This is a genomic window from Clostridium vitabionis (genome assembly GCF_015351765.1).
Taxonomy (GTDB): domain Bacteria; phylum Bacillota; class Clostridia; order Lachnospirales; family Lachnospiraceae; genus Clostridium_R; species Clostridium_R vitabionis.
This window is the reverse complement of the sequence record NZ_JADKQA010000002.1, coordinates 462,613-479,366: the sequence shown is the minus strand read 5'-3', so window position 1 is coordinate 479,366 and position 16,754 is coordinate 462,613. Positions and strand designations below refer to the sequence as shown.

Below are 16,754 nucleotides of genomic sequence, written 5' to 3'. Positions count from 1 at the left end.
CTCCCCCGGCTATCCAAAGAAAACCGGGAGAGGGCTGCTCTCCGCTCGGGGAAATCAGCGGAAGGAGGAATACGTTTTCCCACCCTCCAGCGTTATCCCCTTGTATTTTGCCAGCTCGCTGACCGTAACCATCTGGAAGCCCCTTCTTGCCAGCTCAGGAATAATCCGTACGGCTGCCTCGCCGCTCTGCGAGTAAATTTCATGCATCAGGACGATATCCCCGTCCTTTACCTGACTGAGCACCTTCTGGACAGTCTGGTCGGCATTTCGCGTCTTCCAGTCCAGGGTATCAATATTCCACAGGATAATCGGCTGGCTGATATTCGCCCTCACCGTGTCATTCACCCCGCCGCCCGGCGTCCGCACCAGGGCGGTGTCCTGCCCGGTGATATCCTTCACCGCGCCGCTGCATCTGTCGATCTGCGCCCGGATTTCCGGCGCGCCAAGCTTTGTCAGGATCTTGTGATCCATCGAGTGATTGCCGATCTCGTGGCCGTCATCTGCCATACGCTGAATTTCCGCGCGGTAAGTGTTGACCCGCGACCCGACCACAAAGAAGGTAACGCGGCCGCCATACTGCTCCGCGCAGTCCATGATCTGGTTGCCGACCGGGGCATACGGCCCGTCGTCAAAGGTGAGCGCAACCATAGGCTTCGAGAGGTCAATCGTCCTTCCGCCCGAGGAGACTGTCCCTGACTGCGCCGCAGGACCACCCGGCTCCTGTGCCGCCGCCTGATCCGGATTCGGCGCTCCGCCGTCCGGCATCGGGGATACCTTAGCCACCTTCCCGGACTTCACCGCCCGCTCCAGCCCCGGGACGCCGTCATCACCTGTCGAAGATGGCCCGTAGGTACCTGCAAACGGGCCGAAATGCACCGCTCCCGTACCGATAGCCACGCCGAGAGCCGCCGCCGCGAGGATCCCCGCCAGATTGAACAGGACGACATGTTTCCGGTATTTTTGAAACAGAATGAATTTCTTCAGATTCACCTTACCTTTCCTCAACTTTCCGGAACCGGAAGTTCCGTATTTTCAGCCACCCCCAGGACTACCCCGGCCCGGAATCCGCCCTCACGCGGGCGCAAACCGGGCCGGAAAGAAAACATGGTATCCCTTATCTTCTCCTGCTGTGCATCGAGAATGTGCTCATATCCACATACTCATCGAGATTGGCCTTGATCGAGCGCTTATCTGCCTGGGCGATCAGCTTTTCCCGGTTCCTCTTGGATTCCAGCATCGTCTGGTGCTTGCTCGGGCCGTTGATACAGCCGCCCTCGCAGATCATGCCTTCGACAAACTGCTGCGGAAGCTTCCCCATCTTGAGAAGAAGCAGCGCCTTCTTGCACTCCGCTGCGCCGCTGCACCGGAGCGCCTGGATATCCCCGGATTCTCCCATCTCCTTCATGCACTCGATGACGGAATTGGCCACGCCGATCTCGGCAAAGCGCTTGCCGTAGACACTGGCCTCCTGCTTCTCCTCCGGCATCGGCTCAAGCTCGACGTTCTTAGCCCGCATCATTGCCCGGATTTCCCCATAGGTCAGGGCATAATCGACATTGTCGGCGATATTCAGGTCGAGCGACTCACTCTTCTTCGCGACACACGGCCCGATAAATACGGTGATCACTCCCGGATCCTTGGCTTTCAGCGCACGGGAGACCGCGCACATCGGGGAAACCGTCGTGGAGACATTGCCGAGGAGTTCCGGATAATGCTGCCGGATCATATTGACGAACGCCGGGCAGCAGGATGTCGTCATCTTCTTGCCCTCGTGGAGCGCCTCCAGCCATTCCTCCGCCTCCGACCAGGCAGTCAGGTCGCCGCCGAGGCCGACCTCGATCATATCCTCGAAGCCGATCTTCTTCAGCGCCTCTCTCCAGCTGGAAAATGTGATATCCGGCCCGAACTGTCCCTCAGTCGCCGGCGCCATCATCGCGATGACTCGCTTCCCGGCGTTGATCAGCCGGATCAGGTCGACCATGAAGGTCTTGGAGCCGATCGCGCCGAACGGGCAGGCGTGGATGCAATGGCCGCACTGGATGCATTTCTTCTCGTCGATCAGGCAGACGCCGTACTCATCGTAGGTAATCGCGTCTGCCGGGCAGACCTTCTTGCAGGGCCGTTCCAGATGCGCGATGGCATTGTAGGGGCAGGCCTTCGCGCACATGCCGCATTCCCGGCATTTATCCGGGTCAATATGGGCGCGGGTCGGCGTCATCGTGATCGCGCCGAAGTGGCAGGAATTGAGACAGGCCTTGCCCAGGCAGGTACGGCAGTTGTCCGTCACCGTGTAGGACGCGATCGGGCATTCCTCACAGGCCGCATTGATGACCTGGACAACGTTCGTGTTGTCTCGGTAGGTCGGACACTTTCCCTCCGCGAGGCGGATTCTCTGCCGGATGATCTCGCGTTCCTTGTAAATGCAGCAGCGATAGGTTGCCTTCGGCCCCGGAATGATCTTATAGGGAAGCTGGTCCTTCTCCTCATCCAGTTTTCCCTCCCAGGCCAGCTTTGCGACCTCGGTCAGTACACGGTGTTTAAGCTTCAATACGGTAGCGTCATTGGTTACCATAAAAACCTCCTTAGGCAGAAATCAATAATATCGCACATTGACGCGCTTCCCCAACGCGCGGACCGCTGCGATCAGGCGCTTCACCAGAATCTGGCGGATCCCCAGGTCAATCGGCAGGTCGGGATTCTGATAGGCATTATTCACGGCGGTTCCGATAAACATATTGAGATCCGTGCAGTCCTCGATCAGCAATTTCGCGATCATGGACGCGCCGTTCTTCCGGTCAAGCTCCCGGAAAAAAGCCTCGTCCGGCTCTTTCTCCTTCTTAAACTGTTCGAGGAGCTCCACCGCTTTCCGGAGTGTAAGAATCCCCTCCGTGACCAGGTCGATTCCGTCCATCTTCGCCATCGGCGGAATATCCGGATCAAAATAGTCGAGGGACGCCCTGAGCGGCCGCCCGAGCTCGCGGGAGAGAATCGTAGCGCTGGTCCCCCCAGCGACCACCTTTTTTGCCTCCGGGTCAGCCATAAAATCCGCGACGATCCGCGGATCATCCTCCATGTCCCTCGGCGGCCCGGTCATCAGGTTCACCACTTCTGACTGGATAATCCGCGCAACGACGACAGTCGTGTCGTCGCGGTTAATCCCCCCGTAGATCTGCCGGCACCGGTCAGCCATCGCTGTGGCGATGCGGACGGAGGACGCCCCGTTCGCAAACTTCGTTTCCACGAACTTCGTGATCTCCTCCGGCGGCCAGCCAAAAGCATATTTCGCCGTACCGACTCCCGCGTGGGTCACGCCGTCGCTCATGAGCATGAGCATATCGCCGGTATCCACATGAAAACGGCACTCGGTGACCTCCCGGTCATGAATCACCCTCCTGCGCATCGGCAGATGCTCCGGCTTCCCCTTCCTGAGAAAAATGCAGTCCGGGTTATCATAATTCACCAGATAGGCATTCCCGTTGCTGCAGATCTGCAGGATGGTAAACGTGGAATAGGCGACCTTTCTCCGTTTTTCAATCGGCAGCGTGTTGACAATCGTCGACAGGCACTGCTCCAGCGTGGCGCCGCCGGCGAACATCGTGCCAAGAATCTTTGCCGTCAGCGTGGACAGGATGCTCGCCCGGACGCCGCTCCCCATGCCGTCGGCGAGGATGATGACATCCGAGTCTTCCGTCTTCAGGAGCTCCGTCGTGTCCCCGCACAGGTATTCGGCGTGCTTATTGAGGCTTCTCGCCGTCACATCCACGGTCACACTCATTTACCGGACCTCGCTTTCATTCTCTGTCTCGAACATCGAGCAGAGCTTGGTGAGCATGGTCTGCGTCTCCGCCGTCGTCTCCCCGAGAAGTCCCGCAATCTGCTGGGCAACCGTCATCTGCCGGTAAATGACATCCTGGGCCAGGTCGATGGTCGCCTTGCGCTTCCGGTATTCCTCGCCGGAATTCTTCTCCTCCTCGGTGACATCAATGATCGTCATGATCACATAATCGGTCTCCGGAATATAGGCGATATTCTGGAACGTCACCAGGTTCTTCTCCGGGTAAATGACCCGTTTCCCCTGGATGGGCGTGTGTGTCTCAAAAACATTCAGGACATCGGACGTATCGGTAAATTCCGACAGGTTCTTTCCGCAGACCTCCTCCTTCTTCACGCCGAAGAAGCGGAAGACCGCCTTGGAGCACTCGAGAATCTGCAGATCCTGGTTGAGCACGAGAATCGCGTACGGCGACGTCTCCATGACCATGTGGGCGAGGGAGGAGGCGCGCTGATGGAGATACGGGGCGCACATTTCCAACTCAGCCTTGCCCTGGAACACTGCAATCGCCTTGTCCCGGCAGGTCGGATAGCCGCAGGCGGCGCAGTTGAGCTCCTGGTCCGGCCGGTACTTGCCGGTGCGGCGCATGATCTCGCGGATCTGCTCTTCCGTCGGCATCTTCTCCTTCACCGAGCAGTCGGAAAATGTCCTCCTGGGGTTGATGACCGGCCGCCACTTCCGGATCCATTCGATGTCCGCGGGAATCTCCGGGAGCTTGTCCTGGAGCTCCAGTTTCAGGCGGAAACCGGTTCCCTCACGGGAAGATACCGGGCCGTTAATACAGCCGCCGTGGCAGGCATCCAGCTCGATAAAGCAGTGCTGGAACTCTCCGGTCACCAGGGCGTCGCAGATCTCCATACAGTCATGGACGCCGCTCGCGTACAGCTTCTTATAGGTATCCGTCAGCCCGTAGGCGTCCTCCGTCTTCTGGATCGCGTCCAGCATGCCGCCGCTCATGGCGTAGCGGGTATTCACCCCGAGATACTCCTCCGTGTACGGATCCTGCATACAGGTTTCAAGGCGGATACCCGCATCCTTCATCCAGCTGCGGATTTCCTCAAACGTCAGGACAGCATCCGCCAGAACTGCCAGGTTCTTATCCTTCTCCGCAACGCAGGGACCCAGGTAGACGACGGGGGTTTCCTCGCCGAACTCCTGCTTCAGCATCCTGACATGGATTCCCGCCGGGCGCATAATCGGCGCCATATAAGGGATCAGCTGCGGATAATGCATCTCGATCAGGGAAATGATGCTGGGACAGCTCGCGCTGATGATATTGGTCATCGTCCCGTTGTTCAGGAGCCGTACATAGTGCTCGGAGGCAATGGCACAGCCTTCTGCCGCGTCGCGCACCTCCGCAAAGCCCAGCATCTTCATCGCCGTGATAAACTGCCGCGCGTGGCGGACGCCAAACACGCCGAGATAAGCCGGAGAGACCGAGAGGACAATCTTCCTCCCGGACTTTACCAGCTCCTTTACCTTGTCCAGCTCGCTGGAAAGGCGCTTTGCCGACTGAGGACAGTTCACCAGGCACTGGCCGCAAAGAATGCACCGGTTGGGAAGAATGAACGCCCTGCCGTTGCGGAATGCGATTGACTTGACCTCACAGCTCCGGACGCAGCGATAGCAATCACGGCATTTTGCTTCTTTGAAGTCAATAATCGGCATAGATTATTCTCCGAGTCTGGTCAGAATCTGGTCATTGAAGAACGCCTGCGCGGTCTCCGGCCTCACCGTATAGATCTCCTCACCATCATCGATGGTGACACAAACCCCCTTCTCACAGTTGCCGCTGCAGAATGCCCCGGTCAGGTTGACCTTGTCCTCAAGGCCGCTTTCCTGAACCAGTTTCTGCAGAATGCTGATCACATCGCGTGATCCTTTCAGGTGACAGGCGGAACCAATGCAGATCGATACTTTCATATTCAAATACCCCTTTCTTATCGCAGAAGAGACTTCCTTTCCTCATCGCTTCATTATCGCATAAAAATCCCCTTTCTTCAATGAAGAGAAAGGAAATCCCGCGTTCTTTCCGGCATACAAGTGTTACTGTCCAGCACATGCAGGTCTGAACCGTGCGCATACAAAATTGTGTCAGAAGCGCCTTCGGCCGCAGCGCGCCTGGCAGAAATTCTCAAACCGCCACATGGTCTCCAGAAACTCCTCGGTGAGCTTCTCCGCGGCGATCCGCTCAAACAGCGCATAATGCACCGCTTCCCTGCGGTAATAGTACGGCCAGGCGATCGAGCCGGCGATGGCCGCCTGGGTATCGCTGTCCCCGCCGAGGGAAATCGCATTTTCCAGGGCATCCTCGTAGGAGGTAGACTCCGCGAAACACTGGATCGCCTCAGGAACCGAACCGGCGCAGGTCACATCAAACCGGTAAGCCGGGCGGATCTCCCTGAGCGAGCGGTTCATCGGATAATAATTCTTGTGAATATAGCGGACAATCTCCTCCCGGGAAATCCCGCTCTTTGCGAGGAAGACCGCCGCCGCAACCGCCCGGGCTCCCCGGATGCCCTCCGGATGGTTATGCGTCACTTTCGCGGAGATCACCGCGAAATTCTCGGCTTCCGCCAGCGTCCTTGCCGCGAGGCCGCAGGGGGAAACCCGCATTGCCGAGCCATTAGCAAGGCTCCCGTAGGGCTCATCCGTTTTCGCGAGCAGCCACGCGCGGAAGTTCCGCCCATAGCCGGCGTTCGGGTACGCATTCCCGATCTTCCGCATGGAATGGATCAGGCATCTGCGCAGAAAACCGGCGTCAATATGCCTGCCGCCTGCCTCGCCATTCGTCTGCTCGGCGGCATCCATCAGCGCCTGTGCCACCGCGATGGTCATCACCGTGTCGTCCGTGAAGCGGCACCGACTGAAATCAAGAGATTTCTTCCGCTTATCCGGGTTCCACTCGTACTTCGACCCGGCAATGTCGCCCACCGCGGCACCGCACAGGCTGTAAATTCCTGCCATCTGGTCTCCTCTTTTCCTCCAAATTTTGTGGCTGTTCGGCACATGCAGGGGAAATCGGTGCCGGTTGATGCTGAACAGTCACCAGATTTCGCAAAAGCCCGGCCTTACGCCTGGAAGCCGATCTTCCGGTGCGCCGTCTGCTTGCGATTAAGCTCCCGCATATTTTCCCCGCAGGCAAGGCCGAAATCCGACGCAAGAATCGTCTTCCGGTCGCTGTGATCGATCCTTGTCCGCGCGATGGTCTTGCTGACAGTCTTTTCGTACAGGTTCCGCACATAGCGGGCGTTGGAAAAATCCTTCGCCCCGCGGATCTTCTCCGGGAGCTCCCGGAAATACGCGCGCACCGCCTCATCGAGGCCATTCCCGGCGGTTTTTCCGTCCCGTCGGACCATCCGCAGGAAAATCTCCGAGAGCTGCTCTTCCGTGTAGTCGGGGAAGGTCACGGTGAACGGAATTTCCCTCTCCAGCGCCGGATCCGCCTTAAGCAGGGCATCCAGCTCACTCTCCGTACCCGCCAGAATCACCGCCATCGACCCTCTGGACGCTGCCATCTGGCTGGCCAGCGTATCCGCCGCCTCACGGGCACTGCCGCCGTCCTCCTCGGGAAACTCCTCCGCCAGCGCGCCGAGCTCATCAATATAGAGGACACTCCCCGCCGCATCAGAGCAGATCTGCATCGCCTGCGTTGAAGCCGAGCCGGGATACTGCCCGAGAAAATCCGCGCCGGTATGCTCCAGAAAATATCCGCGGCTAAGGAGGCCATTTTCCCGGAAGAAGCGCCCCAGGATCCTGGCCACCGTCGTCTTTCCGGTCCCGGGATTTCCGGAAAACCGCATATTCATCGGCCGGAGCTCTTCCTTCCCCTCCCCGGCGGCTTTCCTGTTCCTCTGAATTTCTACCATAATCGTGCGGAGCTGGTCAAGTACCGGCGCCATACCGGCAAGGCCGTCCATCTCCTCCGCGGCAGTCACCGAAGGATCAGTATCGTCATACCGGACAAATCCCGCAAGGTCATCCCGAGTCACCATCTTCCCCGGGCTCCCCGCCCGGATCTTGTCGTAGATCATCTCATCCACGATCCGCTCAACCGTGCGGATGCCGTAGAACCGGCCATCCGACTTCTCCTCGGCGATGCGCACCGAGAAGAGGTGCTTCGCATCCGCGTCCGCCTCCATGCCGGCATCCCCGAGCCTCTCCTCGGCGAGCTCGGCCATGTGCTCAGAAAGGAGCGGCGTGAACACCACCGTCCGGACGGAAAAGACATCCCCCAGGGCATCCCCGATCTCACTGATCACGGACTGCTCCATGTAAGGGACGCGAAAGACAAAGGTCAGGGAATCCCGGAGATCATAGAGCTTCAGCAAAAGCTCCAGGAATTCCGGGGTTCTTCCGCGCGTTATCCAGGCGGTGATATCGAGGCACACCACCCGGTTTCCCACCTGGCCAAGCAGCTTCACGATATGCTCGCCGGTCTCCGGAGTGAGCGTCCCGGGCACCACAATCTCAATTGGCATCCGAGCCGCCTCCGCAAGCTTCTCCTCGACGATCACCCGCGTAAGGAGCGCCACTGCCGTGGAAATGCCGCAGCCGGCATCGATGGAAAACAGGTACGCGCGGCTCTGCAGCACTTCGGCCAGCTGCTTCTCCGTGAGCTTCGGCGCCACCGCCATGAGCTCCGCGCAGAGCGCCTGAAATTCCTCCGCGCCCTTCATCTTCCCGACAGCCTCGGCGAGCGGCAGGTCTTCCCAGGGGAAGGCAATATCTTCCTCATCGCTGTCCCCGTCATCCCCGCCGGATCCCTGTTCTGAAGCTCCTGCCGCCTGCGCCGGATCCAAAGCTTCCCCGCCCAGATCCCCGCCTTCCTGATCTCCTGCCGCATCCGGATCGCCCCCCGCTGGCCCGACAGTGGAATCCGCATATCCCACCTCGGTCACTTCTCCGGGATCCGCCTCCGGATCGTCCGGATTTTCGGGATCAACCGGATATTCAGGCTCCTCCAGCTTTCCAAAGAATGTCTGCCTTTCCGGATCGCCCGGGGATAGTTCCCTTCTCTGTCCTATCTTCCAGTCCCACATAAGCCCCTCCTGCTGATTCTGACATTTGATGGCAATGATATTAAAAGTCTGACAATGTGCAGAGTTGCTACTTATATTCTATCACAGAACAGACAAGGGAAAGGGATAAGGTGCAAAAATATCCCGGCCTTCTCCGTCGGAGAATCCGGGATTTCGTCTCTTCCCTGTCTGCCAGGACCGGCCTGATTTTTCAGCCGGCGAGCGCCATGTCAAACACCCGCTTGACCTCTTTCTTGATGTCCTCGTAGCTCATGCCGATGTGCGCCTCGAAGGCCTTCTCCCCACCGACATAGAACGTCGGCGTCGCAAAATAATCGTACTGGTTCGCGATATCCATATGCTCGGACTCCTCAATCTTCTCGATCTCCAGAGCCTTATATGCCGGATTTTCCTCCATCAGCTCATCCATGGCACGGTGCGCGCGCTGGCAGTAGCCGCAGTCCGTCAGATAAAATAACAGAATCTTCTTCATGATCGTACCTCCTTGTAACGGCAGTATACACGAAACAACGCCGTGTGGCAATGTTCTCGCCGAGGGAATTTTCCCGTCAGTCCCTGTCCTTCTCCTCCAGCTCGCTGACCCGCTTTTCCAGCTGCTCAATCTTCTCCCCCTGTGCGGCGAATGCGGCCACCAGCAGGGCAAGGACAAACGCCCAGGACGCGATCGCGGCATAATAGTGTGTATTGAAATCCAAAAGATTCAATCCGCCGAAAAACAGGAAAACAACAAATACGACCAGGACAACCGCGTACGTTTTCAGAAAATTAGCCATGACCTGCCTCCTTTCAACATTCCCGCCAAGGGAGGGAATAGCATCACCGCCAAGGGGGGAATAGCATCAGAACTTCTCCTCCGCATACCTGGACAGTTCTTCCCGGAAAGCCGGATGCGCGATGGAGATCATTGCCCTTGCCCGTTCCCTGAGGGAAAGGCCGGAGAGGCAGATGACGCCATATTCCGTGGCGACGTACTGGATCATTGTCCTGGGCGCCGATACCACGCTTCCCGCCGGGATAAAGGGAACAATATTCGATTTCAGGGAGCCGTCTTTCTTCCGGAATACAGAATTGATGCAGATAAATCCTTTTCCGCCTTCTGACCGGTATGCGCCTTCCAGGAAATCCATCTGGCCGCCGATGCCGGAAAGCTGCCTTGCACCCGCGGATTCTGCATTTTCCTGCCCCATAAGGTCAAGCTCCACGCCGCCGTTGATGCTGATAAAATTTTTCATCCGGCTCATTCTCCAGGGAGAATGCACATAATCCAGATCCGCCGGATGAAAGAGCTCTCCTGCGTCATCCAGCCAGTCGTATAGCTCCTGTGACCCCATGGCGAGATTCCAGGTGGAAAATCCGCGGTCGATCTCCTTACCAGCATTTGTCAGTTTTCCCTTGCGGTACATGTTCAGAAAGGCGTCGCTGATTGTACCGGTATGACAGCCAAGATCCTTCAGGTTGGATTCACCGATCATCTCCGCAATCGTAAAGGGAACGGTGCCGACCCCGAGCGAAAGGACAGCGCCATCGGGGATTTCTTTCATGACATTCTCGGCGATTTTAATATCAATCTCGGAAGGTGCGCGGTAAGTCCGGATCGGAAGGTTCTCGTGCTCCCCTTCGACGATATAATCCGCCTCGGATAAATGCACCCGGTGCGAACCGTCAACGCCCATGAGGCGGGGCAGTTTCTCGTTAATCTCAAAGACAACTGTCCTCGCATGCTCAAAGATTGTCCTCCAGCAATAGTTGGAAATCCCCAGTCCGCAGTATCCGTTCTCATCCGGGCTGGACACGGGCACAAATGCTACATCTGTCCTGATGACGTGCCGGTACAATTCGGGAAGCGACCGCAGCATGACCGGCGCAAACTGGACAAGCCCCCTTTTCTGGAGCTTTCTCTCATAGTCCCCAATGTGCCAGCTATAATAGGTAAATGCCTTCTGCTCCGGGTCGCTTTCTACGACTTCAATTCTGGGACGGATCACAAGCCCGCCCCGGATTTTGACATCGTGAAGCTCGTCCCGCCGCTTTGCCAGCGCCCTGTCCATGAGCTCCGGAAATCCGGCGCCAAACCCGTAGTCCACCCAGTCCCCGGACTTTACGGCCAGTTTCGCCGCGGTATCCGGCGATACCATTTTCTCCAGATAATTCACTATCAAAATAACCTCCCTGGTCTATTCTTTCTTTTATTATACAGGATAGAACGATGCAAAGGTCAAGAGGCTTTCCCGCTTTTCTTATGTCTCCCACGCTTGTGCCGAACAGCTGCAAAAAGTTTTTTCAAAAACAGCACAGGAATTATTGACAAACCGTGTACTGCATGATAATATATCACCTGTTCGCGGTCAAGCACGAAACCAAGCTGCTGTGGCTCAGTCGGTAGAGCGTCGCATTGGTAGTGCGGAGGTCACGGGTCCGATTCCCGTCAGCAGCTCGAATCAAAAATCCTCTCAAATTTGTGGGAATCCACGTTTGAGAGGATTTTTTGTTTTATTACTTATTACTGTCCAGCATACCCCGGAAATGTTTCTGACCCAACAAATTCACAGCCTTCCACAACATTTTCGCCGGTTGACAGAACTCCCCGGCAAGTCAATAATGGTTACAGAAAAACGCAGCACGAGAAAGGAGACCAGCTATGAAAATTCTTGTCACCGGAGGTGCCGGATTCATCGGCAGCCATACCTGTGTTGAACTCTTAAAGTCCGGCTATGACGTCGTCATCGCGGATAATCTTTATAATGCCAAAGCCCTGGTCGTGGACCGGATCGAGAAGATTACCGGAAAGCGTCCGGCCTTCTACCCGATTGATGTCAGTGATGAGGCCGCCTTAAGCGATCTCTTTGCTAAAGAAGGGCAGATTGACGCGGTGATCCATTTTGCCGGCTACAAAGCGGTCGGCGAATCCACCCGCAAGCCCCTCGAATATTATAAAAATAACCTGGACACAACCCTGACCCTGTGCAAGGTTATGCGGGAGCACAACTGCTTCCGGTTTGTCTTCTCGAGCTCCGCGACCGTCTACGGTGATCCGGCGTTCGTGCCGATCACTGAGAAGTGCCCGCTCGGCGAGACGACCAATCCCTACGGCGCCACCAAATCCATGCAGGAGCGCATCCTGACTGACCTCTGGAAAAGCGACCATCGCTGGAAGGTCATGCTGCTCCGCTACTTCAATCCCATCGGCGCTCACGAGAGCGGCCTGATCGGCGAGGATCCGAAGGGCATCCCGAACAATCTCCTCCCCTATGTAGCCCAGGTTGCAGCCGGAAAGCTGGAAAAGGTTCACGTCTTCGGCAATGACTATGACACCCCGGACGGCACTGGCGTCCGCGACTACATTCATGTCGTTGACCTCGCGAAGGGTCATGTGGCGGCGATCCGCGGATTTGACAAAATCGATGGCGTCGGCATTTTCAATCTTGGAACCGGCATCGGCTACAGCGTGCTGGACATCATCCGCGCATTTTCCAAGGCATGCGGGAAAGAAATCCCGTACGTCATTGATCCCCGCCGCCCGGGAGATATCGCCACCTGCTACTCCGACCCCACCAAGGCGGAGAAGGTTCTCGGCTGGAAAGCAGAAAAAACGCTGGACGATATGTGCCGCGATTCCTGGAGATGGCAGTCCATGAACCCGGACGGATACGGAGACTGAGGAAGCGCGCACGCTGACCGGCCGGGGAAAAAGCAGACGCAGACCGGCTGTTAGAATTTTGTTAAGTTTTCGTGTCCTCTTTGCTTTTCCTCTGCCGCAATGGTATACTATCTCCATTGCGGCCATGGTGGAATTGGCAGACACGCAGGATTTAGGTTCCTGTGGGGCAGCCCGTGCGGGTTCAAATCCCGCTGGCCGCATGTCTCATCCGGGATTTCTCCGGCTGCCGGAGTTCCGGGCAGATAAAAAAGTACATATTGACCGGGCAGGGGGATAGAACTCCGGCCCGGTCATTTTCCTGTACAAAGATTTTGCAATTCGAGGAAACTGTATGGATAATTACTACTTTAGACACTACTTCAATCTGGAGAAGGCAGGCCGCTTCCTTCTGGTTTCTCTGGCGGGTTTCCTGGTTCTTCTCCTTGTCCTGATTCTGATCTCCCGAATAAAGGGCGGTCAGGCGGACGCAGAGGCAGAGGAAGGCCCGGCTCCGGACGGACGGCCTGCAGAGGGAAATGCCTCCGGCCTGCCTGCAGAGGAAAATATCTCCGGCTTGCCTGCGAGGAAAAATGCATCCGGCCGTTCGCGCCGCCGCGGCAGCCTCCGCTCGGCAAGAAGAAACCGCTCCCGCATTGTGCTGGAAAGCTTCTATGAGATGGTATTTTCCAGCACCTCAATCCTCTTCTTCCTTGCGCTCTACTACCTGATCGGCACGAGAATCCAGGCAACGCAGGATCTGTGGGCACGTTACAAGGATGCCATCCTGATCGGCCTCACCCTACTCTCGATTCTCCTGAATCACCTGCTGGACCATCTCCTGGTTCATCTGACCCAGGTGCCCAGCAGCCAGAAGGCTTCCATCCGCCTGCTCAGCACGTTCTACATCATGCTGATTTTCGTGTACATCCGCTTTATCTACGAGGACACCAACTACGACGGGATGATTATCTACTTTCTGACGCTGGTCCTTGGCCGGTTCTTTTATTTTGACTTTACCTGGGCGGACTTCACGGGCGCGCTCCGGGGGCTGTGGCATAACCTCCCCCTGCTTTTCCTCATGTGCGCTTACTCCGGCGCGGTCTGCTGGTACGGATTCCATGTCCAGTTTCTGCTGAAATCCAACGGGGTCATCGTTTCGACGCTGATCGCGCACCTCTTTATGGACGCAGCCATCTGTATCCTGGACCGGATCGACCTGCCGTCAAAAATGTTTTGATGGGTTACATTTTTTCAAATTTTTCGACATTCAGGACAAAAATCGTCGCGCCGCCTACCCGGACGTTCATGGGAATCGTCATCTGGACATTCGGATAACTCGAGCCCTGCATCGCCGGCGGCGTGTAGACCACCTGCTCGCGCTGCCCGGACATCTTCCTGATGACCTCGATGGCGTCGTCTACCCGCTCATCGTCCACGCCCAGCATGAGCGTTGTGCTCTTTTTCTTGAGAAACCCGCCGACGGTGGACAGCTTGGTCACGAAGAACTGATGCTGATTCAGCTCGTAAACCAGGTCATCCGCATCCTCACTGGAAATAATCGCCATAATCATTTTCATGGGCAGTACCTCCTGCTTCTGGTTAATAATTGGAAAAATTATATCATACCCGGCTCATTTTCTCTACAAGCAAAAAACGCTAAGAACTTGTTAAGGTCTTGTTAATCATTTATTCATAACCTTGCCTTCTATGGACAGAAGACTATAATCCTCATGTGTCCTGCAGCTGAGTATGGCATATTTTATGGGGGGATTTTATGGATATTAACCTGGTCAGGCAAGTGATGGACGCTTTCCGCGACGCGGGACGGCTGTCATCAATACTTCCATCACCTCCACCACCACTGACCCCGCTGCATATCCATATGATTGACCATATCCAGCGCCATACGGAAAATGGAAAACCCGCCCGGCTGTCCGATCTCTCCTCAGAACTGTCTATTGCCCTGCCCGGGATCACCAGGGCTGTCAAAACGCTGGAAAGCGATCAATATATCCGGCGTGTCCCTGACCCTAATGACCGCCGGGCAACCCACCTTGAGCTCACGTCCAAAGGAAAAGCCTGCTATGACCTGTATGTCCAGGTAGCTTTAACGGAGATTGGAAAAATCTGGTCAAATCTGCCTGACCGTGATGTCAGGACCACCGTCCGCATGATTAAGCGTATGGATTATGATCTCACCGAATGGCTGAAGAACCATCCGGTCAAAGTTGAACAGCCCCCGGAAAAAAATTGAGCGGCGCAGAAACTCTTCGTCCGCGCCGCTCAAAAAAACATTTGCAGCTGTTCAGCACATGCGGGGGCTGAACAGTTCCAACGATCAGTTTACCTCCGGATTCCCGCAATGACGCTGTCCGGGATGGCAAATTCCTGTGCGCCCATGTACATCGGTGCCACATCGCCCTGGTTAAAGCAGATCACCAGCTGATTGTCCGAGCGGATATAGAACTGCTGATCCGCGGTGATGGACCTAAAGTCCGTTTCCGGAAGGTCGCTGTCGACAAAGTAGCTGTCGTCCGGATTTTTGGCCATGTCCTCCTTCATCGCCTGAATCAGATACTTGCTGATGGTGCCGACATAGTCGCTTCCCGGTTGGAACAAATCGGCAAGCTTCACCTGCTCTCCCGTCTTCTTGGAGAGGACAAAATACCAGTTCTGCTCGTAGCTGTCTGCCGCCGTCTGAAGGCCGGTGAGCTTTACCACATAATAATCATCCGAATCCGTCACAACCTCCGTGCTCACCCTGAGCGCTGTATTTCCCCCTTCCGCCTGGCTCTTCTTGAACTCTTCAATCAGGGCATCCGTCTTCTGAGCAATCTGTTCATTGGTCAGTTTCGCACTGCTCTCTGCCTTGGCCTGAGCCTCTGCAGATGTCCCGGTCCCAGCTTCCACTCCGGCCACGTCCACATGGGCCTCGCTGTTCCCATTGGTATAATCCCAGTGGCGGAAAGTTACCGCGTGGAAATATGCACCGATCACCGGAATATTGCTCATCGCATAGGCCGTCCCCGCCGAAGTGTTCGGCAGGATCACGCTGATCGCAACCGCAGCCGCCGCTGCCACTGCCACACGCCGAATTGTTCTGAATTTCGTAACTTTACTCATATTTTTCTCCTTATTCCGAATATGTGCTCTTCTTCTGTCTGCTTCCGCAAGATAATTTTCATCGATACAGCTCATTGCCTGCATCAGATCCTCTTTTTTCATTATTTTGCCCTCTCTTCCTCAAGCCCTCTCCGGATCAGGTGTATCTTTAATTCTGCACGCATCCGGAACAGCGTGGTCTTCACCCGGCTCTTCCGCATATCCAGGTCCGCCGCGATGTCCTCGATGGAATCCAGGTAAAAATACCGCATGACAAACATACTGCGCTTTTCCGTCGGCTGCCCATCGAGGTACTCATTGATGCATGCCGCAATCTCGCCATTATCCACGGCCTTTTCCACGGGATTGTCCTCTGTGGTCAGGCATTCGGCAAGCTCGTCCATAGAGACCGCGTAACGCGCCGACGCCCTCTTCTTTGCGCCGTCCTTTCGGATCAGCGAGAGCGCCTCATTCCGTGTGATCCGACCGAGATATGCCTTGAAGTTCAGCGGTCTCGCCGGCGGAATGGAATTCCAGGCCTTAAACCAGGTGTCGCTGACGCACTCTTCAGCATCCCTCCCGTCCGCCAGGAGATTCCCGGCGATGGAGTGGCAGTACGCGCCATATTTCTCTGTCGTCAGCCGCACTGCCTGTTCATCCCGGGCAAAGTACTGATCTAGGATCTGCTCGTCAGACACCGCACCCGTGAATTTTCCGGGTGTCTGCCCGATTGTTTTTGTATTCTGCATGATCATTGTCCCGTCCTTTTTTCGCCGGCGGTGTGCGATGTCCCATGGTCTCCGCCGCCGGCGACCTTCTCTATTCTGCAAAGCTTTGCTGGTTCTGTCGGGCTGTCTTCTATTGTTTTCTCCGCCCTTCACCTCTATAGACGCAGAAACTCCAGGATTGGTTACAAAAGTTTTTTTGGCTTGTTTAGTGCTCTGCATAAAAAAAGAACCCGGAAACCTTGTTTTCCAAGATTTCCGGGTCTTTATTTTATGGAGACGACGGGATTCGAACCCGCGACCTTTGCGTTGCGAACGCAACGCTCTCCCAGCTGAGCCACGTCCCCATGACGAATGCTATTATACCACAGCATTGAAAATTTTCAACAGGAAATTTTCTTTTTTTCTTGCAAGAC

16 protein-coding genes and 3 tRNA genes are annotated in these 16,754 nt (G+C 56.1%); 5 read left to right on the top strand and 14 right to left on the bottom strand.

Annotated features, from left to right (window positions below):
* Nucleotides 1–54 precede the first annotated feature (54 nt).
* The 10 genes from ISF27_RS07110 to ISF27_RS07065 form a co-directional block, all read right to left on the bottom strand.
* The gene (locus tag ISF27_RS07110) at nucleotides 55–990 is read right to left on the bottom strand and encodes a polysaccharide deacetylase family protein (RefSeq protein WP_328701543.1); all 936 of its coding nucleotides are present in this window, start codon (nucleotides 988–990) and stop codon (nucleotides 55–57) included.
* A gap of 124 nt (nucleotides 991–1,114) precedes the next feature.
* Nucleotides 1,115–2,572, bottom strand: a complete 1,458-nt coding sequence (locus ISF27_RS07105; RefSeq protein ID WP_194610505.1) for a 4Fe-4S dicluster domain-containing protein — start codon at nucleotides 2,570–2,572, stop codon at nucleotides 1,115–1,117.
* A 21-nt stretch (nucleotides 2,573–2,593) separates the two neighbouring features.
* On the bottom strand, nucleotides 2,594–3,775 hold the full coding sequence (locus ISF27_RS07100) for a SpoIIE family protein phosphatase (protein WP_194610502.1): 1,182 nt from the start codon (nucleotides 3,773–3,775) through the stop codon (nucleotides 2,594–2,596).
* On the bottom strand, nucleotides 3,776–5,500 hold the full coding sequence (locus ISF27_RS07095) for a [Fe-Fe] hydrogenase large subunit C-terminal domain-containing protein (protein WP_194610500.1): 1,725 nt from the start codon (nucleotides 5,498–5,500) through the stop codon (nucleotides 3,776–3,778).
* Nucleotides 5,501–5,503: 3 nt separating this feature from the next.
* A complete protein-coding gene (locus ISF27_RS07090; protein ID WP_194610498.1) occupies nucleotides 5,504–5,755 on the bottom strand; it encodes a (2Fe-2S) ferredoxin domain-containing protein in 252 nt (83 codons plus the stop codon).
* Nucleotides 5,756–5,926: 171 nt separating this feature from the next.
* Nucleotides 5,927–6,799, bottom strand: coding sequence for an ADP-ribosylglycohydrolase family protein (locus ISF27_RS07085; RefSeq protein ID WP_194610496.1), 873 nt, complete (start codon nucleotides 6,797–6,799; stop codon nucleotides 5,927–5,929).
* 104 nt (nucleotides 6,800–6,903) lie between these two features.
* Nucleotides 6,904–8,874 (bottom strand): AAA family ATPase, encoded by a 1,971-nt coding sequence (locus ISF27_RS07080; protein ID WP_194610494.1) that lies wholly within the window; start codon nucleotides 8,872–8,874, stop codon nucleotides 6,904–6,906.
* Between the two features lie 190 nt (nucleotides 8,875–9,064).
* Nucleotides 9,065–9,346, bottom strand: coding sequence for a thioredoxin family protein (locus ISF27_RS07075; RefSeq protein WP_194610492.1), 282 nt, complete (start codon nucleotides 9,344–9,346; stop codon nucleotides 9,065–9,067).
* 76 nt (nucleotides 9,347–9,422) lie between these two features.
* Nucleotides 9,423–9,647 carry a hypothetical protein gene (locus ISF27_RS07070; protein WP_194610490.1) on the bottom strand — a complete coding sequence of 75 codons (225 nt, stop codon included), beginning with the start codon at nucleotides 9,645–9,647 and terminating at the stop codon, nucleotides 9,423–9,425.
* Nucleotides 9,648–9,713: 66 nt separating this feature from the next.
* Nucleotides 9,714–11,027 carry an acetyl-CoA hydrolase/transferase family protein gene (locus ISF27_RS07065; protein WP_407926074.1) on the bottom strand — a complete coding sequence of 438 codons (1,314 nt, stop codon included), beginning with the start codon at nucleotides 11,025–11,027 and terminating at the stop codon, nucleotides 9,714–9,716.
* 208 nt (nucleotides 11,028–11,235) lie between these two features.
* Between ISF27_RS07065 and ISF27_RS07060 the strand changes: the two genes are divergently transcribed.
* From ISF27_RS07060 to ISF27_RS07045, 4 genes are all read left to right on the top strand, one after another.
* A tRNA-Thr gene (locus ISF27_RS07060) sits at nucleotides 11,236–11,308 on the top strand.
* A 204-nt stretch (nucleotides 11,309–11,512) separates the two neighbouring features.
* Nucleotides 11,513–12,532: a UDP-glucose 4-epimerase GalE gene (gene galE, locus ISF27_RS07055; RefSeq protein ID WP_194610488.1), complete on the top strand. Its 1,020-nt coding sequence runs from the start codon at nucleotides 11,513–11,515 to the stop codon at nucleotides 12,530–12,532.
* Nucleotides 12,533–12,650: 118 nt separating this feature from the next.
* Nucleotides 12,651–12,732, top strand: a tRNA-Leu gene (locus ISF27_RS07050).
* Nucleotides 12,733–12,863: 131 nt separating this feature from the next.
* Complete coding sequence (locus ISF27_RS07045) at nucleotides 12,864–13,748, top strand: hypothetical protein (protein ID WP_194610486.1); 885 nt, start codon at nucleotides 12,864–12,866, stop codon at nucleotides 13,746–13,748.
* A gap of 4 nt (nucleotides 13,749–13,752) precedes the next feature.
* Here ISF27_RS07045 and ISF27_RS07040 read toward each other — a convergent pair whose 3' ends face one another.
* The gene (locus ISF27_RS07040; RefSeq protein ID WP_194610484.1) at nucleotides 13,753–14,088 is read right to left on the bottom strand and encodes a cyclic-di-AMP receptor; all 336 of its coding nucleotides are present in this window, start codon (nucleotides 14,086–14,088) and stop codon (nucleotides 13,753–13,755) included.
* Nucleotides 14,089–14,285: 197 nt separating this feature from the next.
* Here ISF27_RS07040 and ISF27_RS07035 point away from each other — a divergent pair, with 197 nt between their 5' ends.
* A complete protein-coding gene (locus tag ISF27_RS07035) occupies nucleotides 14,286–14,765 on the top strand; it encodes a MarR family winged helix-turn-helix transcriptional regulator (RefSeq protein ID WP_194610482.1) in 480 nt (159 codons plus the stop codon).
* Between the two features lie 89 nt (nucleotides 14,766–14,854).
* Here the strand turns inward: ISF27_RS07035 and ISF27_RS07030 are convergent, their stop codons facing one another.
* From ISF27_RS07030 to ISF27_RS07020, 3 genes are all read right to left on the bottom strand, one after another.
* Entirely contained in the window at nucleotides 14,855–15,634 is a 780-nt protein-coding gene (locus ISF27_RS07030) for an RsiV family protein (protein WP_194610480.1), read from the bottom strand.
* Between the two features lie 101 nt (nucleotides 15,635–15,735).
* Entirely contained in the window at nucleotides 15,736–16,362 is a 627-nt protein-coding gene (locus ISF27_RS07025) for an RNA polymerase sigma factor (protein WP_194610478.1), read from the bottom strand.
* A gap of 250 nt (nucleotides 16,363–16,612) precedes the next feature.
* A tRNA-Ala gene (locus ISF27_RS07020) sits at nucleotides 16,613–16,685 on the bottom strand.
* Nucleotides 16,686–16,754: the final 69 nt, after the last annotated feature.